The sequence below is a fragment of the Caballeronia sp. SEWSISQ10-4 2 genome, from assembly GCF_030464885.1.
Classification (GTDB): domain Bacteria; phylum Pseudomonadota; class Gammaproteobacteria; order Burkholderiales; family Burkholderiaceae; genus Caballeronia.
Genome location: NZ_JALPRJ010000034.1, coordinates 59,098 through 83,864 on the forward strand (window position 1 = coordinate 59,098; position 24,767 = coordinate 83,864).

The 24,767-nt window shown below is 60.0% G+C and carries 27 protein-coding genes; 10 read left to right on the top strand and 17 right to left on the bottom strand.

The genetic code is table 11. The features are described 5' to 3' along the window. Positions 1 to 8: 8 nt before the first annotated feature. Both mreD and mreC read right to left on the bottom strand, forming a co-directional pair. Positions 9 to 521, bottom strand: a complete 513-nt coding sequence (gene mreD / locus M0D69_RS22900; RefSeq protein ID WP_301784179.1) for a rod shape-determining protein MreD — start codon at positions 519 to 521, stop codon at positions 9 to 11. Beyond that, positions 518 to 1,645 carry a rod shape-determining protein MreC gene (mreC, locus tag M0D69_RS22905; RefSeq protein WP_301784180.1) on the bottom strand — a complete coding sequence of 376 codons (1,128 nt, stop codon included), beginning with the start codon at positions 1,643 to 1,645 and terminating at the stop codon, positions 518 to 520. Before mreC ends, mreD begins: the two co-directional genes overlap by 4 nt. Between mreC and M0D69_RS22910 the strand changes: the two genes are divergently transcribed. Then, positions 1,644 to 1,802 (top strand): hypothetical protein, encoded by a 159-nt coding sequence (locus M0D69_RS22910; protein ID WP_301784181.1) that lies wholly within the window; start codon positions 1,644 to 1,646, stop codon positions 1,800 to 1,802. The genes mreC and M0D69_RS22910 overlap by 2 nt on opposite strands. A gap of 42 nt (positions 1,803 to 1,844) precedes the next feature. Here the strand turns inward: M0D69_RS22910 and M0D69_RS22915 are convergent, their stop codons facing one another. Continuing rightward, entirely contained in the window at positions 1,845 to 2,888 is a 1,044-nt protein-coding gene (locus M0D69_RS22915) for a rod shape-determining protein (protein ID WP_017772379.1), read from the bottom strand. Between the two features lie 367 nt (positions 2,889 to 3,255). Here M0D69_RS22915 and gatC point away from each other — a divergent pair, with 367 nt between their 5' ends. From gatC to M0D69_RS22940, 5 genes are all read left to right on the top strand, one after another. Continuing rightward, positions 3,256 to 3,555, top strand: coding sequence for an Asp-tRNA(Asn)/Glu-tRNA(Gln) amidotransferase subunit GatC (gene gatC / locus M0D69_RS22920; protein WP_301784182.1), 300 nt, complete (start codon positions 3,256 to 3,258; stop codon positions 3,553 to 3,555). Positions 3,556 to 3,674: 119 nt separating this feature from the next. Further along, positions 3,675 to 5,168, top strand: coding sequence for an Asp-tRNA(Asn)/Glu-tRNA(Gln) amidotransferase subunit GatA (gene gatA, locus M0D69_RS22925; RefSeq protein ID WP_301784183.1), 1,494 nt, complete (start codon positions 3,675 to 3,677; stop codon positions 5,166 to 5,168). Beyond that, the gene (gene gatB, locus M0D69_RS22930) at positions 5,165 to 6,643 is read left to right on the top strand and encodes an Asp-tRNA(Asn)/Glu-tRNA(Gln) amidotransferase subunit GatB (protein ID WP_301784184.1); all 1,479 of its coding nucleotides are present in this window, start codon (positions 5,165 to 5,167) and stop codon (positions 6,641 to 6,643) included. Before gatA ends, gatB begins: the two co-directional genes overlap by 4 nt. 83 nt (positions 6,644 to 6,726) lie before the next feature. Then, complete coding sequence (locus M0D69_RS22935; RefSeq protein ID WP_301784185.1) at positions 6,727 to 7,563, top strand: PPK2 family polyphosphate kinase; 837 nt, start codon at positions 6,727 to 6,729, stop codon at positions 7,561 to 7,563. Positions 7,564 to 7,587: 24 nt separating this feature from the next. Then, positions 7,588 to 8,361: an exodeoxyribonuclease III gene (locus M0D69_RS22940; protein WP_301784186.1), complete on the top strand. Its 774-nt coding sequence runs from the start codon at positions 7,588 to 7,590 to the stop codon at positions 8,359 to 8,361. Here the strand turns inward: M0D69_RS22940 and M0D69_RS22945 are convergent. The 6 genes from M0D69_RS22945 to argB form a co-directional block, all read right to left on the bottom strand. Further along, on the bottom strand, positions 8,358 to 9,281 hold the full coding sequence (locus M0D69_RS22945; protein WP_367619748.1) for a M48 family metallopeptidase: 924 nt from the start codon (positions 9,279 to 9,281) through the stop codon (positions 8,358 to 8,360). The two genes, M0D69_RS22940 and M0D69_RS22945, sit on opposite strands and share 4 nt — an antisense overlap. Then, positions 9,278 to 10,564 (bottom strand): AmpG family muropeptide MFS transporter, encoded by a 1,287-nt coding sequence (locus M0D69_RS22950; protein ID WP_301784187.1) that lies wholly within the window; start codon positions 10,562 to 10,564, stop codon positions 9,278 to 9,280. The genes M0D69_RS22945 and M0D69_RS22950 overlap by 4 nt, the downstream gene beginning before the upstream one ends. Before the next feature lie 56 nt (positions 10,565 to 10,620). Next, positions 10,621 to 11,229 carry a methionine biosynthesis protein MetW gene (gene metW / locus M0D69_RS22955; protein ID WP_301784188.1) on the bottom strand — a complete coding sequence of 203 codons (609 nt, stop codon included), beginning with the start codon at positions 11,227 to 11,229 and terminating at the stop codon, positions 10,621 to 10,623. Then, positions 11,226 to 12,371 carry a homoserine O-acetyltransferase gene (locus M0D69_RS22960; RefSeq protein WP_301784189.1) on the bottom strand — a complete coding sequence of 382 codons (1,146 nt, stop codon included), beginning with the start codon at positions 12,369 to 12,371 and terminating at the stop codon, positions 11,226 to 11,228. Before M0D69_RS22960 ends, metW begins: the two co-directional genes overlap by 4 nt. A gap of 281 nt (positions 12,372 to 12,652) precedes the next feature. Further along, positions 12,653 to 13,357, bottom strand: coding sequence for a pyrimidine 5'-nucleotidase (locus M0D69_RS22965; protein WP_301784190.1), 705 nt, complete (start codon positions 13,355 to 13,357; stop codon positions 12,653 to 12,655). Positions 13,358 to 13,416: 59 nt separating this feature from the next. After that, positions 13,417 to 14,316 (bottom strand): acetylglutamate kinase, encoded by a 900-nt coding sequence (gene argB, locus M0D69_RS22970; RefSeq protein WP_047895360.1) that lies wholly within the window; start codon positions 14,314 to 14,316, stop codon positions 13,417 to 13,419. A 257-nt stretch (positions 14,317 to 14,573) separates the two neighbouring features. Here argB and M0D69_RS22975 point away from each other — a divergent pair, with 257 nt between their 5' ends. Continuing rightward, entirely contained in the window at positions 14,574 to 14,768 is a 195-nt protein-coding gene (locus tag M0D69_RS22975) for a cysteine-rich CWC family protein (protein WP_301784209.1), read from the top strand. 287 nt (positions 14,769 to 15,055) lie between these two features. Here M0D69_RS22975 and M0D69_RS22980 read toward each other — a convergent pair whose 3' ends face one another. From M0D69_RS22980 to M0D69_RS22990, 3 genes are read right to left on the bottom strand one after another with little or no spacing between them, the layout of a single operon-like run. After that, complete coding sequence (locus M0D69_RS22980) at positions 15,056 to 15,808, bottom strand: hypothetical protein (RefSeq protein ID WP_301784191.1); 753 nt, start codon at positions 15,806 to 15,808, stop codon at positions 15,056 to 15,058. Positions 15,809 to 15,853: 45 nt separating this feature from the next. Then, entirely contained in the window at positions 15,854 to 16,057 is a 204-nt protein-coding gene (locus M0D69_RS22985; RefSeq protein ID WP_301784192.1) for a hypothetical protein, read from the bottom strand. Next, positions 16,035 to 16,643, bottom strand: a complete 609-nt coding sequence (locus M0D69_RS22990) for a tetratricopeptide repeat protein (RefSeq protein ID WP_301784193.1) — start codon at positions 16,641 to 16,643, stop codon at positions 16,035 to 16,037. The genes M0D69_RS22985 and M0D69_RS22990 overlap by 23 nt, the downstream gene beginning before the upstream one ends. Positions 16,644 to 16,750: 107 nt before the next feature. On the opposite strand from M0D69_RS22990, the gene M0D69_RS22995 reads away from it, so the two are divergent. Both M0D69_RS22995 and M0D69_RS23000 read left to right on the top strand, forming a co-directional pair. Then, positions 16,751 to 18,085, top strand: a complete 1,335-nt coding sequence (locus M0D69_RS22995) for an ATP-binding protein (protein ID WP_301784194.1) — start codon at positions 16,751 to 16,753, stop codon at positions 18,083 to 18,085. Then, positions 18,082 to 18,624 carry a response regulator transcription factor gene (locus tag M0D69_RS23000; protein WP_047895363.1) on the top strand — a complete coding sequence of 181 codons (543 nt, stop codon included), beginning with the start codon at positions 18,082 to 18,084 and terminating at the stop codon, positions 18,622 to 18,624. The genes M0D69_RS22995 and M0D69_RS23000 overlap by 4 nt, the downstream gene beginning before the upstream one ends. A 110-nt stretch (positions 18,625 to 18,734) precedes the next feature. Here the strand turns inward: M0D69_RS23000 and hslU are convergent, their stop codons facing one another. The 4 genes from hslU to M0D69_RS23020 all read right to left on the bottom strand — a co-directional run bounded on the left by hslU (position 18,735) and on the right by M0D69_RS23020 (position 23,264). Further along, positions 18,735 to 20,072 carry an ATP-dependent protease ATPase subunit HslU gene (hslU, locus tag M0D69_RS23005; protein WP_301784195.1) on the bottom strand — a complete coding sequence of 446 codons (1,338 nt, stop codon included), beginning with the start codon at positions 20,070 to 20,072 and terminating at the stop codon, positions 18,735 to 18,737. Positions 20,073 to 20,115: 43 nt separating this feature from the next. Beyond that, on the bottom strand, positions 20,116 to 20,652 hold the full coding sequence (gene hslV / locus M0D69_RS23010) for an ATP-dependent protease subunit HslV (RefSeq protein ID WP_301784196.1): 537 nt from the start codon (positions 20,650 to 20,652) through the stop codon (positions 20,116 to 20,118). Positions 20,653 to 21,058: 406 nt separating this feature from the next. Continuing rightward, positions 21,059 to 21,478 carry an RNA polymerase-binding protein DksA gene (dksA, locus tag M0D69_RS23015; protein WP_047895366.1) on the bottom strand — a complete coding sequence of 140 codons (420 nt, stop codon included), beginning with the start codon at positions 21,476 to 21,478 and terminating at the stop codon, positions 21,059 to 21,061. Between the two features lie 694 nt (positions 21,479 to 22,172). Continuing rightward, entirely contained in the window at positions 22,173 to 23,264 is a 1,092-nt protein-coding gene (locus M0D69_RS23020) for a GTP-binding protein (RefSeq protein WP_301784197.1), read from the bottom strand. Between M0D69_RS23020 and M0D69_RS23025 the strand changes: the two genes are divergently transcribed. Next, on the top strand, positions 23,263 to 23,469 hold the full coding sequence (locus M0D69_RS23025; RefSeq protein ID WP_301784198.1) for a hypothetical protein: 207 nt from the start codon (positions 23,263 to 23,265) through the stop codon (positions 23,467 to 23,469). The genes M0D69_RS23020 and M0D69_RS23025 overlap by 2 nt on opposite strands. Here the strand turns inward: M0D69_RS23025 and M0D69_RS23030 are convergent. Then, complete coding sequence (locus M0D69_RS23030; RefSeq protein ID WP_301784199.1) at positions 23,449 to 24,651, bottom strand: class I SAM-dependent rRNA methyltransferase; 1,203 nt, start codon at positions 24,649 to 24,651, stop codon at positions 23,449 to 23,451. The two genes, M0D69_RS23025 and M0D69_RS23030, sit on opposite strands and share 21 nt — an antisense overlap. Positions 24,652 to 24,767 lie beyond the last annotated feature (116 nt).

Here is a 24,767-nt window from a genome sequence, read left to right on the forward strand (position 1 = left end):
GAATCTACTTAGATTGGACGCGTGTCGTCGGGATCGGTTGCGCGGCGCTGCGGAATCAGCAGCAGGAAACTCGCGAGCGGCCACAAAATGGCTTCCACGAACCCGTCGATCAGATAGCCCCAGCCGGGAAACGCTGCGCCCGTCAGCAGGCGGATCATGAACGGCACGATTTGCGCGCCGATCAGCAAGGGCGCGACCACGAACGTTTGCACCGGCAGAGACATCCACAATACGCGCCTGTGAATCGTGATGGCACCATACGACAACAGCGTATATGCCAGTGCATGCTCACCGAGCAGACTGGCGTTGTGAACGTCCATCAGCATGCCGAGCATGAACGCGATACCCATGCCCACGCGACGCGGCTGGTGAACGTTCCAGAACAGCAGCACGAGCGCGACGAAATCCGGGATGCCGAAGGTGCGGCCCCACGGCAACAGGTTCAGCAAGAACGCAGTGGCCAGACTGAACGCAATGAAGTACGGATTGACCGGCTGCAGGATGTATTGCGGACGGTTCATGGTGCGGCTCCGGGCGCGGGCTTGCGGGCAGGTTCAGCTTTCCTGGCGTGCTCGGATTTTTCAGGTTTCTTCGCGGCGGCGGGTTCGGTTTTCTTCGCGACGGCAGCCGGTTCCGGGTTTTTCGTAGCGGCGGCCGTGGCGGCGGCCGTGGCGGCGGGCGCACTCGCCGCATTCGCGGTCCCGGGCGCGCTGGCGCCTTTCGCCGTGGCTGCCTTGCCTTTTTTGCCCTTGCTGTCCTTCGCTTCCTTGGCCGCGGCCGCTGCTTCGACTTCTTCAGGATTCGGCGGCTGATTGACCTCGTAATGCAGCACGAGCAACTGACGCGCGCCGCGTACCGGTGCGATCGGCAAACAGACTACGCGGGCGAATGCGGTATCGGCTTGTTTGTCGACGCGAACCACTTTCGCCACCGGCAATCCCGGCGGATAAATGCCGTCCAGACCGCTGGTCACGAGTTCGTCGCCGGTTTGCACGTCGGCGCTGATCGGCACGAAACGCAGATCGAGCGTGTCGCCCTTTGGCGTGCCGTAGATTACGCTGCGCAAACCGGTCCGCACGATTTGCACGGGCACGGCCTGATCCTTGTCGGAGAGCAGCGTCACTTCCGATTGCAGCGGGAACACGCGAGTAACCTGCCCAATCACGCCGTCTTCGTTGACCACCGGCGCGCCGTTCTGGATGCCCTGCTGCGCACCCTTGCCGATCACGACTTTTTGCGTGAAAGGATCGCGAGTGTCGTACTGCACTTCGACAGGCGTGGTTTGCGTGCTGGCGCGCGAGCCGAGCTGGAGCAGCGAGCGAAGATGCGCATTTTCGGCGTTGAGCTGGGTTGCATCGCCCGCTTTCACCGACAACTGGAGGTTCTTTTCTTTCAGCTTGGTATTTTCATTGCGCAGGGCTGCGCTGGTGACGGCCAGATCGGCGGCGCCCATGAAAATGTCGCGTGGAACGAGCGCGGCGCGCTGCAGCGGATACAAACCTGCGCCCAGCACGCCGCGCACGATTTCGAGCGTGTTGAAGCGCGCGTCGGAGATCAGCAGGGCGAGGGCAAGCACCACGAAGAAGATCAATCGCGCGAGAGCGGATGGACCTTGCTTAAAAAGTGGCGGCGGACTGTATTCCATGGTCGGCGCCGAGGGCGTGATCGGTTGGTTCGATGCAGCGGGTCCGCGTGCAGACGCGGCCCTGCCCAGCGCCGTTCACACCGGCCCAATTGAAGCCGGGCCGAGTGAACGATTGCGCGAGTCGCATATTACGCGCACGTCGCAGTCGGTGCATTGAGCGAGTGCGTGCTGTTGGCGCCTTCGTGAAAGGCGTCAAGGCTTACTCGTAGGAGAAGATGCTGCCGAGCTTGTCCATGCGTTCGAGCGCCATGCCCGAACCGCGTACGACGCACGTCAGCGGATCTTCAGCGACGAGCACCGGCAAGCCGGTCTCTTCCGCGAGCAACCGGTCGAGATCGCGCAGCAACGCGCCACCGCCGGTCAGCATCATGCCGCGCTCGGCAATGTCGGCGCCCAGTTCCGGCGGCGTCTGTTCCAGTGCGATTTTCACCGACGAAACGATCTGGTTCAGCGGATCGGTCAGTGCTTCGAGAATTTCGTTGCTCGAAATGGTGAAGCTGCGCGGAATGCCTTCCGACAGGTTGCGGCCCTTGACTTCCATCTCCTTGACTTCGGAGCCCGGGAAAGCCGAACCGATTTCCTTCTTGATGGCTTCAGCCGTCTGCTCGCCGATCAACATGCCGTAATTGCGACGGATGTAATTGACGATAGCTTCGTCGAACTTGTCGCCGCCCACGCGCACCGAACCCTTGTACACGATACCGCCGAGCGAAATCACGCCCACTTCGGTCGTGCCGCCGCCGATGTCGACGACCATGGAGCCCGTTGCCTCGGACACCGGCAAGCCGGCGCCGATAGCCGCTGCCATGGGTTCCTCGATCAGGTACACCTGCGACGCGCCGGCGCCGTGTGCCGCTTCCTTGATGGCGCGGCGCTCGACCTGGGTCGAGCCGCACGGCACGCAGATGATGATGCGCGGCGAAGGCGAGAACATCCGCGATTCGTGCGCAGTCTTGATGAACTGCTTGATCATCTGTTCCGTGACGGTGAAGTCGGCAATAACGCCGTCCTTCATCGGCCGGATGGCTTCAATGTTGCCCGGCACTTTGCCGAGCATCTGCTTCGCTTCGCGGCCGACGGCCTGAATGGTTTTCTTGCCATTCGGACCGCCTTCCTGGCGGATGGAAACCACCGAGGGCTCGTCAAGGACGATGCCCTTGCCTCGCATGTAGATCAGCGTGTTGGCGGTGCCGAGATCAATCGCCAGATCGTTTGAAAAGTAGCTGCGCAAAAAACCGAACATTCAAAATCCTGTCTCGCTGGGAGCCGTGCCTCGCTTCGAGCGCCAAAGGACGGCAGCGGAAAAAATGACAGCCTGCCACGGGACCCATTTTTGGCCACGCAAATTGCAAGACTGCGAAGAAATCTACCGGAGGATGCAAGCGAACCAGGCGTGCACTTTTCTTAAAAATCTGTAACTAAGAACAGGCCGCTGGTAAGTCGATCCGGATTTGGGTCGAACGCGTAATGATACCTTATAATTTTGGGGTGTTCGAAGGAAAAGGACGGTACATTTTGCCATCCTCGAGCCTGCTTTTTAGGGCTCCTTTCTCTCGAATGGCAGTCGCGCTCTTTGCTAGCGCGTAAGTTGAAAAAAAACCGGTGATCGAATGTCCCTGACCCTGACCGATGTAAAACGCATTGCGCACCTCGCCCGGCTCGAGCTCCCCGAGCACGAGGCCGAACCCACGCTGGCGCGGCTGAACGACTTCTTCGGTCTCGTCGAGCAAATGCAGGCCGTGGATACCACCGGTATCGAACCGCTTGCGCATCCGATCGAGCAGATCGAGAAAGCCGAGCTGCGTTTGCGAAACGACGCTGTGACTGAGCAGGTAGACCGTGAAGAGTTCCAGCGGCCCGCGCCGGCCGTGCGCGACGGGCTGTATCTCGTGCCTAAGGTGATCGAATAAGCGATCGAATGAACGTCGTGCCTTGAGCCAACGCACGGGCACGGGCAACGCAATATACGCACGAAAACGCACGAAAACTAAAAGGCGCGCGGGACGCGGCGCCCATCAGGAAGAACGTAATGCATCAAAAAAGCTTGACCGAACTGCGCGCGGCACTCGACGCAAAAACCCTCTCCGCCGTCGAACTTGCGCAACTCTTTTTGCAGCGCATAGAAGCCGCGAAGAACCTCAATGCGTTCATCAGCGTCGACCAGGACCTCACGCTCGCCCAGGCCAAAGCCGCAGATACGCTCATCGCCAAAGGCCAGGCAGGGGTGCTGACCGGTCTGCCGATCGCGCATAAAGACGTGTTTGTCACGCGCGGCTGGACCTCGACGGCCGGGTCGAAGATGCTCGCGAACTACACGAGCCCATTCGACGCCACGGTCGTCGAGCGCCTCAAGAATGCAGGCGTGGTAACGCTTGGCAAGACCAATATGGACGAATTCGCGATGGGTTCGTCGAACGAGAATTCGTATTTTGGTCCGGTCAAGAACCCGTGGGATCTGAAAGCCGTGCCGGGCGGATCGTCGGGCGGCTCGGCTGCGGCCGTCGCTGCGCGCCTCGCGCCCGCTGCCACCGGCACGGACACCGGCGGCTCGATTCGCCAGCCCGCGTCATTCACCGGCATTACCGGCATCAAGCCCACGTACGGCCGCGTTTCGCGTTACGGCATGATCGCGTTCGCGTCGTCGCTCGATCAGGGCGGACCGATGGCCCGCAGCGCCGCGGATTGCGCGCTGCTGCTCAACGCCATTGCGTCGTTCGATCCGCGCGACTCGACCAGCCTCCAGCGCGAGGACGAAGATTACACGCGCTATCTCGGCCAGCGCTGGTCCGGCGACGATGCGGCCAAACCGCTCGCCGGCTTGCGCATCGGCTTGCCGAAAGAGTTCTTCGGCGAGGGCCTGAGCGCTGAAGTGCGTAGCGCCATCGAGGTCGCCTTGAAGCAATACGAAGCGCTCGGCGCAACGCTTGTCGAGGTAACGCTGCCGAAAACCGAGCTGTCGATTCCCGTGTACTACATCATCGCGCCGGCGGAAGCGTCGTCGAATCTGTCGCGTTTCGATGGCGTTCGGTATGGGCATCGCGCGGCTGAGTACACCGACTTGCTGGATATGTACAAGAAGTCGCGCGCCGAAGGTTTCGGGCCGGAAGTGAAGCGGCGGATTCTCGTCGGCGCGTACGTGCTGTCGCACGGCTATTACGACGCGTATTACGTTCAGGCGCAGAAAATCCGCCGCATCATCGCGCAGGATTTCCAGGAAGCGTTTAATCACTGCGATGTGATCATGGGGCCGGTGGCGCCATCGGTGGCATGGAACCTCGGTGAGAAAGCCGACGATCCCGTCCAGATGTATCTCGCCGATATCTACACGCTGTCGATCAGCCTCGCCGGTTTGCCGGGCATGAGCGTGCCGTGTGGTTTCGGCGCCGCGGGCAGCGCGCATTCCACGCGGCCGGTAGGCTTGCAGATTATCGGCAACTATTTCAACGAAGCCCGGTTGCTGCAGGTCGCCGACGCGTTTCAGCGCGCGAGCGACTGGCATTTGCAATCACCGGCAGGAGTATGAGCATGCAATGGGAAGTCGTCATAGGACTGGAGACGCACGCGCAGTTATCGACTGTCTCCAAGATTTTCTCGGGCGCGGCCACGCAGTTCGGCGCAGAGCCGAACACGCAGGCCTGTCCCGTCGATCTGGCGTTGCCGGGTTCGCTGCCCGTGATGAACCGCGGCGCTGTAGAGCGTGCGATTCGTCTCGGCCTCGCCATCGGCGCGACTATTGCGCCGCGCAGCATTTTTGCGCGCAAGAATTATTTCTATCCCGATCTGCCGAAGGGTTATCAGATCAGCCAGTTCGAAACGCCGGTTGTGCAGGGCGGCAGCGTCACGATCCAGGTTCCGGCGAACGAAAAAACCGGCATGGCCGCGTACGAAAAGACCGTCAACCTGACGCGCGCGCATCTGGAAGAAGACGCCGGCAAGTCGCTGCACGAGGACTTCGCGGGCATGACGGGTATCGATTTGAATCGCGCGGGCACGCCGTTGCTGGAGATCGTTACAGAACCGGAAATGCGCAGCGCCGCTGAAGCGGTGGCCTATGCCAAAAGCCTGCACAGCCTCGTGCAATGGCTCGGCATCTGCGACGGCAACATGCAGGAAGGCTCGTTCCGCTGCGACGCGAACGTCTCCGTGCGCCCGGTCGGTCAAGCCGAATTCGGCACGCGCGCTGAGATCAAGAACCTGAACTCGTTTCGCTTTCTTGAAGAAGCCATCCAGTACGAAGTGCGCCGGCAAATCGAGTTGATCGAAGACGGCGGCACGGTCGTGCAGGAAACGCGTCTTTACGATCCCGACAAGCGCGAAACGCGCTCCATGCGCAGCAAGGAAGATGCGCACGATTACCGCTATTTTCCCGATCCCGATCTGATGCCGTTAGTGATCGATGAGGCGTGGATCGCGCGGGTTCGCAGCGAACTGCCCGAACTGCCCGAAGCGATGCAAACGCGTTTCGTCGAGCAATACGGTTTGACGCCGTATGACGCGGCGGGGTTGACGTCGTCCAAGGCAATGTCGGCGTATTTTGAAAGCGTCGTTGGCGTAGTCGGGCCGGCGCACGCGAAGCTCGCGGCCAACTGGCTGATGGGCGAAGTATCGTCGCAGCTGAATCGCGAATCGCTGGATATTTCGAACTCACCGGTGTCGCCTGCGCAGCTCGGGCTCGTGATTCAGCGCGTGGCCGACGGCACGATCTCGAACAAGATCGCCAAGGATATTTTCCAGGCGATCTGGGAAGAGAAAGCCACCGATGACGCCGCCGCTGACCGGATTATCGAAGCGAAGGGCTTGAAGCAGATTTCGGATACGGGCGCGCTCGAAGCGATCATCGACGAAGTGATGGCGGCGAATCAGAAGTCCGTCGACGAGTATCGTTCGGGCAAGGAGAAGGCGTTCAACGCGCTGATCGGCCAAGCCATGAAAGCGACGAAGGGCAAGGCGAATCCGCAGCAGGTCAACGAGCTTTTGAAGAAGAAATTATCCTCTTGAGCTGACGGCTGCTGGACTATTCGCGGGTTGCTGCTGGTCCAGTCTGGCAGCAACCCTTTGTTTTATTAACCGGGAGCGCACGCTTGGCCAAAAAACCGGATCTCGATGATTATCGCGTGCCGTATTTCGACGGTAAGAAATTCAAGCCGTTCGATCTTGCTGCCATCGATACCGCAGCGAAGCCGTTTTCGCTGGGGACGAAAGATCAGGATCGTGTGCGTTTGAGCGAGTTGGGCGCCGCACTAGATCAATTGCAGGAGAAGCTGCACGCGCAACGCACGCAGCGCGTTTTACTCATTCTGCAAGGCATGGATACGAGCGGCAAGGACGGTACCGTTCGCAGCGTATTTCATGAAGTCGATCCGCTCGGTTTGCGCATCGTGCCGTTCAAGGCGCCTTCCGAACGCGAAGCCGCGCACGATTTTCTCTGGCGTGTTCATTCGCAGGTGCCGGCCGCGGGCGAGTTCGCCATTTTCAATCGCAGCCAATACGAAGACGTGCTCGTGCCGCGGGTGCTGAAACAGATCGATCAGCAAGAATGTGAACGTCGTTATCGGCAGATTCGCGAGTTCGAAGCGCTGCTCGCTGACAACGGCACGACGATCGTGAAGTGCTTTCTGCATATATCGAAGGACGAGCAGCGAGCGCGATTACAGGCGCGTATCGATACTCCGGAGAAGCACTGGAAGTTCGACCCATCGGATCTCGAAGCCCGCAAACTCTGGGACGATTATCGCCAGTCTTATCAAGACGCACTGGGCGCGACATCGACGCAGATTGCACCGTGGTTCGTGATTCCCGCCGATTCGAAGACGCACCGCAACGTGATGGTTGCGGAGTTGATGGTGCGCATGCTGCAGGGATTGAAGCTCGAATATCCGCCGGCGAAAGAGTCGCTGAAAGGGATCAAGGTCGAGTAGTTCACCAACATACAAGGATGCTTCATGTTTCGTGTCATCACCGCTAATTTGAACGGCATTCGGTCGGCCGCCAAGAAGGGTTTTTTCGATTGGTTCGGCGAGCAGGATGCCGACGTCGTCTGTGTGCAGGAGATCAAGTGCGCGCAGGACGACCTGACGCCGGAGTTTCTTGCGCCGCATGGCTTTCAGGGTTACTTCCAGCACGCAGTGAAGAAAGGATATTCAGGCGCAGGGCTTTATACGAAGCACGAGCCGGATGAGGTGATCATTGGGTTCGGGAGTGAAGAGTTTGATCCTGAAGGGCGTTATGTGGAGGCGCGCTTTGGGGATCTATCGGTGATCTCGGTATATGTGCCTTCGGGGTCCAGCGGTGAAGAACGGCAGCAGGCCAAGTACCGGTTCATGGACGAGTTCATGCCGCATCTTGAAGAGATAGCCAAGAAGCGAGAAGTGATTTTGTGCGGCGACGTGAACATCGTGCACAAAGAAATCGACATCAAGAACTGGAAGAGCAACCAGAAGAACTCGGGTTGCCTGCCGGAGGAGCGCGCGTGGCTCACGCAACTCTTTGACGAAAAGGCTTACGTCGATGTCTTCAGAACGCTCGATCAGCGGCCTGAGCAATATACATGGTGGAGTAATCGCGGCCAGGCTTACGCGAAGAACGTGGGGTGGCGCATCGACTACCAGATCGCGACGAAGGGTGTTGCGGACACGGCGACGGCCACGTCTGTTTTCCGCGATATCAAGTTCAGCGATCACGCGCCGCTGATTATTGATTACGACTGGAAGGTTTAAAGCCGCGGTTTTTTGAACCGACCCATTCCCGCGTAATTCGGCAACTGGTCCACCGTCTTCCCGATCGCTTTTGCGTAGAGCGGCATCATGTCGGGCAAGCGCTTCATCAGATCGTGTACGCGTGCCGCGCCAAACGGATGCATCCAGATAAAACCGTTCGGTGTGCGCCGCGTGCGCGCATCAATCTTCTTCCATAACGTTACGGCAGCGCGCGGATCGTAACCCGCACGCGACGCAATCTCGCTACCGATCACATCGGCTTCGGTTTCATCGGCGGGTGTATATCGCATGGCCAGCAATTGCTCGCCAATACCGAGCGTGGTCGAGCTGATATCGGCGAAACCGAATAGCGGCGGAATCGTTCCCGTGCTCAGTTGCGCCGCCTGCTGACGACCCAGCCGGTCACGCGCATGCTCGCGCAACGCGTGCGCAATCTCGTGGCCGATCATCATGCCGAGTTCGTTATCGTCGAGACGCAGCCGCTCGATCAGCCCGCTATAAATCACAATCTTGCCGCCCGGCAGGCAATACATGCGGATCTCGTCCGAGCGCACCACGTTGACTTCCCACTTCCAGTTCTTCGAGCGGTCGTTCCACTTCAGCGCAAATGGAATCTCGCGATTGGCAACATCGCGTGCGCGTTTCACGAGCGGATTGTCATCGCCGAGAAGGTGCTTCGTGCGGCGGGCTTCGCGCAGGATTTGAGCGTATTCATCGGCGGACTGCTGTTCCAATGTCGCCGATGGAATCAGGTTGCGGAACAACGCCGCATTGCCAAAACGGATCTGGTCGCTAGCCGCGGAATACGGCGCTTGTGAAGCGGCCGGTGAAGCCGGCGCTGCATCGGCCGCCGCGAAGGTCAGGCCAGCATGTAGCGTCGCGGCGTATGCCATGGTGCGGAATAGGGCGTGCACCTTCATCGGATGGGTCTCCATGGCGCGATTTTCGGCAACAGTAACATGCCCGGAATCGACAGCGCAGCGCAGATCATGAAGTACTCGAACCAGCCGGTTTGCGCGACCACAAAGCCGCTCGATGCCGACGCCAGGGTCCGCGGCACCGAAGCGAGGCTCGTAAAGAGCGCGAATTGCGTGGCGGTATAACGCGGATCGGTCGTGCTCGCAATGTAAGCCACGAAGGCCGCCGTGGTGAGGCCAGTGGCAAACGTCTCGAAGCCATAGAGCGCGGCCAGCGCCACGGGCGATGGCCCGATTTTCGCCAGCCACGCAAAGCCGAGCGTGGACACGATCTGCAGCACGCCGAAGATCCAGAGCCCGCGCCCAATACCGATCTTCACCAGCCACACGCCACCGATAATCCCGCCCGCCAGGCTCGCCCAGAACGCCACCGTTTTCGCGATCACACCGATCTGCGTTTTGTTGAAGCCGATATCGAGGAAAAACGACGTGGAGAGCGTAGTCGCCATCGTGTCGCCGAGCTTGTACAGGAAGATGAAACCGAGAATCAGCAGCGCCGTGCGCCAACCGTCCCGAGCGATGAATTCGCGAAACGGTTGAATAATGGCATCGCGCAGATTCTTGGGCGGTGTGCCATGAATTTCGGGTTCCTTGACCACGAGCGTCAACACCATGCCAGGCAGCATGAACACAGCGGTGACGACGAACACAGTGGACCACGGTAAATGATCGGCGAGAATGAGCCCGAGCGAGCCGGGGATGAGCGCCGCGATCTTGTACGCATTCACGAAGACCGCGTTGCCGAGTCCCTGCTCGGTATCGGCGAGGAGTTCGCGTCGGTACGCATCGATCGCAATATCCTGGCTCGCACCAAAAAACGCCACGAGCGCGGTCAGCGCGGCGACGGTCCAGATCTCATCTTTCGGCGATATAAACCCCAGCGCGCCAATCGCCACCGCCACCAACAACTGCGTGACGAGCATCCAGCCGCGCCGCCGTCCCGGCCGCCAGCCGGGAAGACGCGGCACGTAGCGGTCCATCAGCGGCGCCCAGATGAATTTCCAGGTGTAAGGGAACTGGATCAGTGCAAACAGGCCGATTTCCTTCAGGTTCACACCTTCAGTGCGCAACCACGCTTGCACCAGATAGATGAGCGTGAAGAGCGGCAACCCTGACGTGAAGCCGAGAAACACGCAAATCAGCATGCGTTTGTTGAGAAACGCGTGCCAGCCGGGGTGATCTTCGTGAGCGGTAAGAGCGGGCGCCTCGTGTGGCGAGTTGGACATATTGAACAGGTCTGAAGCAGTGAGCGGTGCGCGAGCAGCGAACCGGCAAGCTCAGTTCAGCTTCGCTTCACGCGATAGACCGCAAGGCTACCACGCCAGTTCGCGCCCCACCGGATGGACTGCCCGCCATGCAGCACGGCGCGATCGAGGATTTCGATACCCACTTCCGGCGCCAGTGCCTCGAAATCCCTGATGGTGAGAACGCGCACGTTCGGCGTGTTATGCCATTGATACGGCAGCGTTTTCGACACCGGCATGCGCCCCTGCAACACCGTGAGCCGATGCTGCCAGTAACCGAAGTTAGGAAACGACACGATGCATTCGCGCCCCACGCGCACGGTTTCACGCAGGATCGCGGCGGTTTGATGGATCGTTTGCAGTGTCTGCGACAGGATCGCGAAGTCGAAACTGTCGTCTTCGAACAGGCGCAAACCGTCTTCCAGGTTCTGCTGGATGACGTTCACGCCCTTTTGCGCGCAGGCGAGCACGCCGGCGTCGTTGATTTCGATACCGTAGCCCGTGACATCGAGCTCTTCGGCGAGCAGCGAGAGCAGCGACCCATCGCCGCAACCGAGATCGAGTACCGATGAGTTTGGTTCAACCCAGCGCGCGATTGCCCGAAAGTCCGAGCGTAGCGAAAGAGAATCCAGCGTGATTTGGTTCATGCGCCCACCTCGGCGGCAATACGTTCGTAATAGGCGCGCATCAGGTTGTGATAACGCGCGTCGTCGAGCAGGAAGGCGTCGTGGCCGTGCGGCGCATCGATTTCGGCGTAGCTCACCGTGCGTTTGTGATCGAGCAGCGCTTTCACCAGCTCGCGAGAGCGCGCAGGCGCGAAACGCCAGTCAGTGGAGAAGCTGGCGATCAGATATTTCGCCGTGGTGTGGGCGAGCGACTTGGTGAGGTCGCCGTCGAAGGCTTTGGCGGGATCGAAGTAATCCAGCGCGCGCGTGATCAGCAGATACGTGTTCGCATCGAAGTATTCGGCGAATTTATCGCCTTGGTATCTCAAGTACGACTCCACCTCGAATTCGACATCGAAGTTGAAGTTGTACGCATCCACAGCGCCTTCCGCACGACGCAATGCGCGGCCGAATTTCGCGGCCATGTCGTCATCCGACAGATACGTGATGTGGCCGATCATGCGCGCCACGCGCAATCCGCGACGCGGCTTGATGCCATGCGCGTAGTAATCACCGCCGTGGAAATCGGGATCGGAGAGGATGGCGGAGCGCGCGACTTCGTTGAACGCAATGTTCTGCGCGGAAAGCTTGGGCGTCGATGCCACCACGATGCAATGCGCCACGCGATCCGGATACATCATGCTCCAGGCCAAAGCCTGCATGCCGCCGAGGCTGCCGCCCATGACCGCGGCGAACCGTTCGATACCGTATTGGTCCGCCACACGAGCTTGCGCGTGCACCCAGTCTTCGACCGTGACGACAGGAAAACTCGCGCCGTAGGGTTTGCCGGTCGCAGCCTTCACGCTCATCGGTCCGGTCGAGCCGAAACACGAGCCGAGATTGTTGATGCCGATGACGAAGAAGCGGTTGGTATCGAGCGGTTTGCCGGGACCGACCATGTTGTCCCACCAGCCGACGTTCTTGGGGTCATCGGCGTAGACGCCTGCTACGTGATGCGAGGCGTTCAAAGCGTGGCACACCAGCACGGCGTTCGAGCGGGCAGCGTTGAGCGTGCCGTAGGTTTCGACGACGAGATCGTAGTCACCGAGCAAACTGCCATTCTGCATGCGCAGCGGTTCGGTGAAATGCAGTGTTTGGGGAGTGACAATGCCGATTGATTCCATTCATTCCGCCTAGAGAAAACAGGGCGGCTAAACGGCGTCGGCGATGCGCGGCGAGAGATAAGCGGCGCGGCTGACAACCTCTTTAGCCGCATTTATAGTGAACCGGGACAGGGTTCGCGCGCCCGCAATCGAGTCAGCAAATCGGCGCGATGAAACAAATCAAGATAACGATGAAGTATATCGGAAAAACGGGAAAGGGAGGCGCAGCGCGGCCCGGAGCAGCGCGACAGCGATGCAGTTTGAAGTCCGTATTACTTGAAAGAAACCCCCGTAGGTCTTGTTCAACCGAGATTGCGCAAGCCCTTCAACGAGCGGATCTTGAGATCGATGTAATGCGGCCGTCCGCTACTGGGCGACCGAAGGGACTGGGCGCCGCTGGCATTTGCAACCGACGGCAGATGCCCCGTAATCCAGACCGTGCGAATCCCCAAACGCTTATAGCGTTTCAAATGCCCACGTGTGTCTTCAACAAGAACCGCATCGGAAAGCGGCACGTGAGCGAGCCGCATTGCGCGCCGAAGCATGGCCGCGTCGGGCTTCGCGCGCCAGTACCCACTGCGATCCTGCATATCTTCAATGGCGATAACGCGTTCAAACAGCCTGGCGATACCCAGCTCATTAAGCACCGCGTGTGCATAAACCGAAGGCGCATTGGTCAACACGATCTTCCGGCCCGGCAGCCCACGGATCATCCGTGCGAGGCCGCGTTCGGCGCGAACCATCGAGCCAAGATCGGCGAAGGTATGCACGACGCGCAGGAAATCGGCGGCATCGACGGGATGATGGCGCACCAGGCCGAGCAAGGTGGCGCCGTATCGCTGCGTATAACCGGTCCGCAACCGGTTGGCTTCATCGATGTCGACGCCCAGACGGTCAATGATGTACTGCGTCATCCCGCGATTGATGGCGGGAAAGATCTCATGCGACGCGTGGTGCAACGTGTTGTCGAGATCGAACAACCAGACGGGGCGCCCGTGCGTCTTCATTCGGCGCCTACCAGCACGCGCCAAGCCGCTCCCGCTCCGGTCGCCAGCGGAATCCACGTTCAATGTGAGCGGATCATCGTGCCGAACGGCTGTTCGGTCAGGATCTCGAGCAATACCGAATGCTCGATCCGCCCATCGATGATGTGCACCGAGCGCACGCCGCTCTTCGCCGCGTCAAGCGCTGATGAAATCTTGGGCAGCATGCCGCCGGAAATGGTGCCGTCGGCAAACAGTGCGTCGATCTCGCGCGCCGACAGATCGGTCAGCAAGTTGCCTTCCTTGTCCATCACGCCGGGAATGTTGGTCATCATCACGAGCTTCTCGGCGTTCAGCACCACGGCGAGTTTGCCCGCGACCAGATCGGCGTTGATGTTGTACGACAAACCATCTTCACCAAAGCCGATTGGCGAGATGACCGGAATGAACGCGTCGTCCTGCAGCGCCTTCACCACGGCCGGATTGATGGCTTCGACTTCACCCACCTGACCGATATCAATGAATTCACCTGGATTGTCGCGATCCGGCATGAGCAGTTTGCGCGCGTGGATCAGGCCGCCGTCCTTGCCGGTGAGACCGACCGCGTGGCCGCCGAAATGATTGATCAGCGTGACGATGTCCTGCTGCACTTCGCCGCCAAGCACCCATTCGACGACTTCCATCGTCTCTTCGTCGGTGACGCGCATGCCCTGGATAAACGTGCCCTGCTTGCCGATCTTCTTGAGCGCCTGGTCGATCTGCGGACCGCCGCCGTGCACGATCACCGGATTGATGCCAACCAGTTTCAGCAGGATCACGTCGCGCGCGAAACCTTGTTTCAGGCGCTCCTCGGTCATGGCATTGCCGCCGTATTTGATCACGATCGTCTTGCCGTGATACTGGCGAATATAGGGCAACGCCTCGGCCAGGATTTCGGCTTTCAGGGTCGGCGCGATCTGCGTAAGGTCGGGAAGCTCGGACATGGCGGCGATAAGGCGAAGAGCAGTTTAAACAGGCGGAATTGTACAGGAGTGACGCGCTGCATCAGGCGTTTCCGATAGCATTCCGGCGACGGGTGAAAGTTGGCGTCCGGCTGCACCAGTATGGGGTTGGCACGTGAAATAATGATGCGGTCGAGCGTGTGCCGATGGACCAAAAACGTGGCGCATCGGCAACGGCTGCATTGCGCGAAACGCTGCTCGCGACTGCGTGGTTCGTTTTCAAAAGGCTGGCCCCGAACATGAATTCCACCGATCCCGCTCCCCAACGCTGCGCTCAGTGCGGCGCGCAGTTCCGCTGCGGCCAGCAAATGGGCGACGCCGAATGCTGGTGCGCATCACTTCCGGCTTTGCGGGCCGACCGGTTGAATCCACGCATGACATGCCTTTGTCCGGATTGTCTGCGTGAAGAAACGCAACGTAGCATAAACGTGTGAACGTCGTGATTTTCGCGATTTCTCGGTGGCATTGCCGTGCTTGCCGGAGTCTTCAAACTCACAAAAAAACGGCGATTCGTTGCCGAACCGCCGTTTTATGCCGAGTTAAAACCTACAAGCTCTTAAAACCTACAAGCTCCTTACTCTGCTGCCTTCTTCGGCGCGCGCCGGCGCGGCGCTGTGCCCTTATGCGCGGCCGCGAGCGCGGTCAGATCGCGCGCGACGTCGTCCATTACCGGTTCCCATTTCGAGAATTTCTTTTGCCGATACAGCGTGGCCGTCGGATATTACGGACTGTCCGTGCGCTCCAGTTGCCAGACCCAGTGCGGATTGGTGTCGAGGAGAATCCACGTCGGCTTGCCTAATGCTGCCGCCAGATGCGCCACGCTCGTGCACACGGTAATCACGAGATCAAGTGAGTCGATGAACGCAGCCGTGTCGTCGAAAGTTTCAAACTTGCCGGTGCGGTCCGCAATCTCAAAACCACCGTCCCGAGCCGTCGATACTGCGCCCGACGCATCTTTCTGCAGCGAGAAGAACGCGATGTTCTCGATTCCCTCGAACGCTTTCGCATATCGTTCGATACCCACGCTGCGGAACATGTTGCGCTGATGGCCTTCGCTGCCGCTCCACACGAGACCGACGCGCAGGCGTTTGTCGTCGGCGAATTCAATGCGCCAGTCGGCGTCGAGATCGGCGTCGGCGGAGAGATAAGCGCGCTTCGCCGCAATCGTGTCCGCGTCAATGCCGAAGTGAAGCGGCAAGCTCATCAGCGGGAAATGGAAGTCGAACTCGGGCAGCGGGCCATCGTGCGGCAGGCATTCAACCCCTTTCGGCGCCATGCGCGCCATCAGCGGATGCACCGCTTTGAACGCGGCCCACACCGGCGTGCCGCCCTGCGCGTGAACCTTTTTCGCGAGCATCGGGACGAAACGGGAGAGCTGCAGCGCGTCGCCGAAACCTTGCTCGCGCGACGGCAACAGGGTTTTGCCGCGCAACGCTTCGCCGTTCCATCGCGGGGCCGGGAAGTCAGGATGCACGTTGCGCAGTTCGCTAGACCCGTCCCAACGTGACTCGAAATGGGTTCAGCCACGGGCGTAGTTCCCCTGCACGAGGTCGAGAAGGGAAAGATTGAACGGAAAGCGCGGGAATTGGGGCGCGATATCGGCCGCCGCTTTCGCAGCTTCGGTTGCGTCTTGCCAACGCTGCGCTTCCTTCAGCGCGAGACTGTAGTTCGACAACGCGAGCGCATTCGCCGGACCGATCTCAACCGAGCGCTTGCCGGCCACGAGCACGCTCGAGTTCCCAGTGGCGCGGATACACGCGCGACAGATTCGTCCACGCTTCGATATCGGCGGAATTCGCGGCGACGGCCTCTTCCAGCACGATCAGCGCTTTCTCTTCGTTGCCCGAGATTTCGTACGCGACTGCCAGATTATTGCGCAGTGTGGGCACGGCCGGATTGATTGCGTGAGCGCGCTCGTAGAAAGGGATTGCATCGGCGTGACGGCCGGCGAGCTGGAGCGCATACCCGAGATACCAGGGCGTGAGCGCGTGCGGCGGATGGCTATCGACGAGTTGAGCCGCGAGTTGAATGCCGTCCGGGATGCGGTTTTGCTTCAGCATGGAATCGACCAGGTCGAGGCCTGTCTCCGGCCGATCGGATTGCAACATCATGGCGGCCTGTAGCCACACGGCGCGTTCGACCTGATTGCCTTGCGCATTCGCGGTTCGGGCGTTGTCGATGAACGCGTTCAGCGCACGCGGGATAATGGCGTCCTGGACGGCACCGGTTTGCGGCGCTTCGCTGAGAAGCCGATCGGAGTGATTGGAGTGATCGGAGGCGTGGCTGGGAGACGAGTGGCTGCGAGTCATTTGAGTGTGCGGCCCGGCCGCCCTGTACGAGACAACACTCGATGTTGCGGTAACCCGCCAAGTCCAGCCATTAGACTATTCTGAAATTTGAGGCGAAATTCACTGCGATGCATCGAATAACGAACACCGGCCGCGTCAATCTCGGTCACCTGTTTTGGCTTCGCAGCCTGGCGATCATCGGTCAACTGGTGACGATCGCTGTCGTACAGACGTTTTACGGCGCGCATCTCCCGTTAGCTGCAATGCTGACCATTGTCGCGCTGGAGGTCTTGTTCAACGCACTGACATGGATACGCGTCGCGCGTGCACAGCCTGAAACGAATCTCGAACTGTTCGGGCAGCTCTGGGTCGATCTCGGTGCGCTGTCCGCTTTGCTGTTTCTGAGCGGTGGCGCGACGAATCCGTTTGTCACGCTGTACCTGCCGTCGCTGGCGATTGCGTCCGCCGTGCTGCCGTGGCGTCTGACGGTGTGGCTCGCGTTGTTCGCCGTTGCCTGTTATTCGCTGCTGACAGTCAGCTACGTGCCGCTGAACATGGAAGACCCGCTGAATCTGTTCGAATATTTCCGCATCGGGCTGTGGGTGAACTTCATGGTCAGCGTGGGATTGATCGGCTGGTTCGTGGCGCGGATGTCGCGGGCGCTGCGAGCGCGCGATTTCGCTCTGGCCGATGCCCAGGAGCGGCTGCTGCGCGACGAGCGCGCCGTGGCGCTGGGCGTTCAGGCGGCGACGGTCGCGCACGAAATCGGCACGCCGCTATCGACGATCGCCATGCTGAGCGAGGAGTTACGCGATTCCGCCCGCCACGACCCGCATCTCGCACCGTATTCCGCCGACATCGAACTGCTCGAGCAGCAGATGACGTTGTGCACGTCGGCGCTCGCGCGCCTGCGCAGCCGGGCAACCGAACCCGCGCCGCGCCAACCGCTGGATGACTGGCTCCATGGATTTGTCGAACAATGGCGTCTGCGCCACCCGCACGTGCGTTTCGAGTTGATCGAAGCGGAGGAGCACAAACGCGCGGGGCTGTTTCTCAGCGATCCCGTCGCGGTCGGGCAAATCCTGACCATTCTGCTGGATAATGCGGCGCGGGCCAGCAGCGATTCGGTGACGCTCGCGACGTCGGCGAGCCAGCATCTTGGCGAACCCGTGATTCAATTCGATGTCCGCGACCAAGGCCCGGGGATCCCCGCCGCATTGCGGGGTTCGCTCGGCGCGACACCGGTCGACAGCACGCAAGGCGGCCACGGTGTCGGCTTGTATCTGGCATTCTCAGCGGCAACGCGGCTTGGCGGGTCGATCGAGCTCACGCCGGCCAGCCCGCGCGGCACGCACGCCATCTTGCGTCTCGCCGATACAAGCGCCCCCGAATCGCGGGAAAAAGCAGCAAGGACGGGCCGCGGCGGCGTCGCCGCTTCCGTCACCTCGGAGAAAAGAGCATGAGCGATACAAATTTTTTGGTCATCGACGACGATGAGGTTTTCTCGGGCATTCTCGCGCGCGGTTTGACGCGGCGCGGCTATACGCCGCATCAGGCGCACGACGCCGCTACGGCGTTGAGGCTGGCGAATACGCAGAAGTTCGGGCAAATCACCGTCGATTTGCACCTCGGCAACGATTCCGGCCTGACGCTCGTTGCGCCATTGCGCGACCTTCAACCCGACGCGCGAATTCTCGTGCTGACGGGTTACGCGAGCATCGCAACGGCGGTCCAGGCCGTGAAAGACGGCGCCGATAACTATCTGGCAAAGCCGGCGAACGTCGAGACGATTTTGTCCGCGCTGCAGGAAGAGGCGAGCGAGCAGACGGCCGAGGAGGCTATCGAGCACCCCGCGCTGCTGTCCGTCGCACGGCTGGAGTGGGAGCATATCCAGCGCGTGCTGGCCGAGAACAGCGGCAATATTTCAGCCACGGCGCGCGCGTTGAATATGCATCGGCGAACACTGCAGCGGAAGCTGGCGAAGAAACCCGTGCGGCAATGAATCGATAAATGTTATGTAGAACGTAGAAGGGCGTAGAACGTAAAAGGGTGGCTCACGATTCCGGCAAATTGCCGGAATCGTGAGCCACCCTTTTTTCTGACTTGATTGCGTTACAGCACGTAGCGCGACAAATCCTCGTCTTCTGCGACGTCGTTCAAAGCTTTATCGACATAAGCCGCATCGATTTTCACCGGCTGTCCCGCATGATTGCCCGCAGCGAACGACACTTCCTCGAGCAACTTTTCGATCACGGTATAAAGCCGCCGCGCACCGATATTCTCGGTCTTCTCATTCACCGAGAACGCGATCTCGGCCATCCTGCGAATACCGTCCGTGCTGAAATCGAGCTGCACGTCTTCGGTTGCCAGCAGCGCCGTGTACTGCTTCACCAGGCTCGCGTCGGTCGTGTTCAGGATGGACTCGAAGTCTTCCACCGACAGCGAATCCAGCTCCACACGAATCGGAAAACGCCCTTGAAGCTCGGGGATCAGATCGCTCGGCTTGGCCAGATGGAACGCGCCGCTCGCGATAAACAGGATGTGATCGGTCTTGATCATCCCGTATTTCGTATTGATGGTGGTGCCTTCCACGAGCGGCAGCAGGTCGCGCTGTACGCCGGCCCGAGACACTTCCGCGCCGCCCGTCTCGCTGCGTGAAGCGATCTTGTCGATCTCATCGAGAAACACGATGCCGTTCTGCTCGACGTTCTGAATCGCCTTCGTCTTGACCTCTTCGTCGTTCAGCAGCTTGCCCGCTTCTTCGTCGGTGAGCAGCTTCAGCGCTTCCTTGACCTTCACCTTGCGCTGCGTCTTCTTGCCGCCGCCGATATTCGCGAACATCGAACGGATCTGGTCGGTCATTTCCTCCATGCCCGGCGGCCCCATGATGTCCATGCTCGCTTGGGGCGTTTCGATATCGACTTCCACTTCCTTGTCGTCGAGCAGACCTTCGCGCAGGCGCTTGCGGAACGTTTGGCGCGTGCTGTTCTGGCTGTCGTCTTGCGTCTCGGCGGCACCGAAACCGACCGGCCGCGCGCTTGGCAGCAGGATGTCGAGGATCCGGTCTTCGGCGCGATCGATGGCCCGCGAACGCACTTTGCGCATCTCGCTTTCACGCGTCTGCTTGATCGAAATTTCGATCAGGTCACGCACGATGCTGTCTACATCGCGACCCACGTAACCGACTTCGGTGAACTTCGTCGCCTCGATCTTGATGAACGGCGCGTCGGCGAGTTTTGCCAGCCGACGTGCGATTTCCGTCTTGCCGACACCGGTCGGTCCGATCATCAGGATGTTCTTCGGCGTGATTTCCTGACGCAACGGCTCGGCGACCTGCTGGCGCCGCCACCGGTTACGCAACGCCACGGCGACGGCTTTTTTCGCGCGCCCCTGGCCGATGATGTGTTTGTCGAGTTCCGAGACGATCTCGGCGGGAGTCATGGTGGTCATCGTTGGTCCTTGTCCTGTGCTCGCGAAGACGCGAAAGCGCGTGTTACTCGATCGTCTCGATGACGCGATTGTGGTTCGTATAAATGCACATATCGCCCGCGATTGTCAGTGCCTTTTCGACGATATCGCGCGGCAAGAGTTCGGTGTTTTCGGCGAGCGCCTGAGCCGCGGCCTGGGCATACGCGCCGCCCGAACCGATCGCGCAAATGCCGTTTTCCGGGTCGAGCACGTCGCCGTTGCCGGTGATCACGAGCGTGGTTTGCGCGTCGGCGGCAATCAGCATGGCCTCCAGCCGGCGCAGCATGCGGTCCGTGCGCCAGTCTTTAGCGAGCTCGACTGCGGCGCGCGTCAGATTGCCCTGATGCTTTTCCAGCTTCGCTTCGAAACGGTCGAGGAGCGAAAACGCGTCGGCCGTGCCGCCGGCAAAACCAACCAGCACCTTGCCGCCGTAGATGCGACGCACTTTTTTCGCGCCGCCTTTCATGACGATATTGCCGAGCGTAACCTGGCCGTCGCCGCCGAGGGCGACTTTGTCGCCGCGTCGCACGGAGACGATGGTCGTGCCGTGAAATTGTTCCATGTGCATTCCTTTGAAAGCGGAGTGGGCGCGGCAGCCGGTTGACCGGTGTGCCGCCGCGCCGCGGGGAATCCTTTGGGAGCGCGAAGAGCCTGGGCGCGCCGCCAATGTGCGCTCGAACCGACTCTCGTCACGCCCGCGCTACGAGAACGCGTCCAGTTCATTTTAGGGCGCTGCGGAATTTATCAAGACGCTTCTTGCGGCATCTTGCACGCGATGGCGTTTGCAGCTTGCCCGCCTTACGGAATAAGCCTTGCCGGGCCCGAAAGCGGTGCACAAAAACAAAAAGGCACACGTTTTTTCGTGTGCCTTTTTGTGCTTTCAAGTGTTTTTCAGTCTCTTCGATACAAATCCCAGCCGGCAGGTTTCCCGCCGCGGCCCGAGCCGCAGCGCACGCTGCTCCTGCGGATCAGTCGCCGAACAGCTTCTGGCGCAATTCGCGTCGTTCCTGCGCTTCGAGCGACAGCGTGGCCGTCGGACGCGCGATCAGGCGGGGAATGCCGATCGGCTCGCCCGTTTCCTCGCACCAGCCGTAATCGCCGGACTCGATCCGCGCAAGCGACTGCTGCACTTTCTTCAGCAGCTTGCGTTCGCGGTCACGCGTGCGCAGTTCGAGGGCGTGTTCTTCCTCGATCGTCGCGCGATCCGCCGGGTCCGGAACGATGACGGTTTCCCGCAGGTTTTCCGTCGTCTGGCCCGCATTCTTGAGAATGTCGGCCTGCAACTGTTCCAGTCGGACCCTGAAGAACGCGAGTTGATCCTCGTTCATGTAATCCTTGTCGGCCATCTTCAGGATTTCGTCTTCGGTCAACAATCGTTTCGTCGTCATCTGGCTTGCTTCTTCAATGTGGGGCGATGTCGTTCGCCATCTTCGCGGTCGCTCGCCGCGCTCGCCGCCGCCGTCGTTCGGGTTACCCGCACTTCGGCGATACTCGCCAACAACTACTGCATGCACTTACTACGCTAAAACGGGCTGCGATTCTCGGGCCGCCGGGCCGATGCATCTGGACTGATTCCTCTGGCCTGATTTTCAAGCGGATCGGCCGGTCCTCGATGTTCGGAACAACACCATACTTTTCACTTCCACTCCCTCGTACGGCTTGCGCAACAACGGTGGGAACCCTTTCCAGTACCCCTCGCGCCGGACACTGTAGCCAAGGCAGGACGGTTTCCCCAGCTTCTCCAGTGGGGCTGTATTGTAACTGAATCGCAAATGCGTACTACAACCAAGCAAAACACTGGTGCAATTCGTTCGTTATCTCAAAAATATAACGCGCTGACGTTTAAAAAGCGATGGTTCTTGGTGGGCGCGAACACATATTGCAACGACGTCCATGGCCAAAAAGCGCCGGCTCCTGGAAGCGCAGCGATTTTAGCCTTGTCGATGTGTCGGATTGGTTGCGCTGCAGGAGAGAAATAGCGAGAAGTGTGCCAAAACGGAGGCTTTCGGAGGGCGAGAGCGGCGCGAAGCCGTATGACGGCTTCGCGCTTTGTTGACTTCGCCAGTTCCTCAGTTTCCTCGATCAGACCAGGCAGGCGCTCAACCCGTCGATGATCAAATCCTGCGGCAGTTCGATACCGATGAACACCATCTTGCTGTTCTTCTTTTCGATCGGTTGCCACTTGGCGGCAAGATCACTGCCCATCATCTGATGCACGCCCTGGAACACGACCTTGCGATCGACGCCCTTCATATAAAGCACGCCCTTGTAGCGCAGCAGGCGTTCGCCGTAGATTTGCAAGATGCCGCCCAGGAAGTCCTCGAGCCGGTTGGGATCGAAGGCGCGGTCACTGCGGAATACGAACGACTTGATCTTGTCGTCGTGGTGCGCGTGATGGTGATTCGCGTGACCATGCTCGTGCTCGTGGTCGTGGCTGTGATCGTGACCGCAGGTGGCGTGGTCGTGATCGTCGTCGTGTGCGTGGTCGTGCCCGGCGTGATCGTGATCGTGCGCTTGATCGTCTTCTGCCAGGAAATCCGGGTCGATTTCAAGCTTCGAGTTCAGATTGAAGCCGCGCAGATCGAAGATTTCCTTGATGTCCGCTTCCCCGAAATTCACCACTTTAATCGCGGCGCGCGGGTTCATGTGAATCAGCCGGTGCTTGAGCGCATCGAGGGCTGCGGCGTCGACCAGATCCGACTTGGTGATAAACAGCCGGTCTGCAAAACCCACCTGGCGTTGCACGACTTCGTGCTCGTCAAGCTGATGATTGGCGTGCTTGGCATCGACCAGCGTGATGATGGCGTCGAGCAGGAATTCGTCGGCGATGGTGTTGTCCATGAAGAACGTCTGCGCAACCGGGCCAGGATTTGCGAGGCCAGTTGTTTCGATCACCACGCGGTCGAAGTTCAGCGTGCCGGCCTTCTTGCGGTCAGCGAGATCTTCCAGCGCGCGCGCCAGATCGCCGCGGATCGTGCAGCAGATGCAGCCGTTGCTCATCTGGATGATCTGCTCGTTCGTTTCCTGGACGAGGATCTCGTTGTCGATATTCTCTTCGCCGAACTCGTTCTCGATCACGGCGATCTTCATGCCGTGCTTGTCGTTCAGGATGCGCTTGAGCAACGTGGTTTTGCCGCTGCCCAGAAAGCCGGTCAGGATGGTAACGGGAATCATGATGGTCGCCCTGTTCTTTAAAGTCGAAGGATCGTGCGGCATGTTTTCGGGCCGCAGGCTTTATCCGCGCTGCCTGCGCTGCGCTCGAAAACACGCGGTCGGTCGATTATTGAAACATATTTGTCAAGCGGGCGCTCTCTACGCCCCTGAACGCGCGCTGTCCGAAGCGTTCAACTATGGGCGATTACGCGATTTGCAACAATAGGCCTTTCAGGTATTCCCCTTCGGGAAACGCGGTCAAAAGCGGGTGATCGACGCCCGCGCCAAGCCGCTTCAGGATACGCGCGTCGACTTTCGCGTCAGCCGCGGCGCCCGCCACGATCTTCTGGAACAAATCGGCGTCGATGGCGCCCGAACACGAATAGGTGAACAACAAGCCGCCCGGGCGCAACAACTTGAAGCCCGTCAGGTTGATGTCCTTGTAGGCACGTGCGGCACGGTCCACGTGTTCGCGGGAAGGCGCGAACTTCGGCGGATCGAGCACGATCAGGTCGAAGCGTTCGCCTTCTTCATGCAAGCGCCGCAAGGTCTTGAACGCGTCGGCGTCGAGCCACTCGGCGCGTTCGGGATCGAAGCCGTTCGCGGTGACGTTTTGCTGCGCGAGCGCAAGCGCCTCGCCGGAAGAGTCTATCGAGACCACTCGTTTTGCACCGCCTTTTAACGCCGCGAGCGAAAAACCGCCCGTATAGCAAAAGCAGTTGAGCACGTCGCGCTCGTTGGCGTATTGACGGACGAGCGCGCGGTTATCGCGTTGATCGACGTAGAAGCCGGTTTTATGGCCCCGCTCGACGTCGATGTGATAACGCACCCCACCTTCATTCGCGATCAGCGTAGCCGGCGGCGGATCGCCTGCCAGTACGCCTGTGAGCGGTTCGAGGCCTTCCTTCTGTCGAATCGACACGTCCGAGCGCTCGTACACGTTTGGGCAGCCGGTCGCACCGATCAGCGCCTGCACGATCGCCTCTTTCCAGTGTTCCACGCCGGTCGCCATGAACTGGCAGACCAGTTGGCCACGCTGGCTTTCATCGTCCGCGATGTAGTAATCGACGATCAAGCCCGGCAGCCCGTCCGCCTCGCCGAAAATCAGGCGGGTGGCGCCGGTATCGCGCACCATTGTTTGCCGATGCGCGATCGCCCGCTGCACGCGCCGCTTGAAAAACGCGTGATCGATGGGTTCTGTTTCGTCGAAACTCCAGACACGGGCGCGAATCTGCGACACCGGGCTGTACGACGCGCGTGCCAGAAAGCGGCCATCGTGGGCGCGGATCAGCACGGTTGCACCGGGTGCGGGTTTGCCTTCCACGTGCTCGATTGCGTTCGCATAGATCCACGGGTGGCGGCGCACGAGTGACTTGTCTTTCGCCGGTTTCAGCGTGATGGTGTTCATTCGGGTCTTCGGTGAAAGCGCTGATTAACTACTGGGAAGTGCACGCTTGGAGGTTTCGGGCCGTGTTTTTATAAAGAGCGAGCTAACGTGACCGCGAAAATGCGGCATCTGGTGGC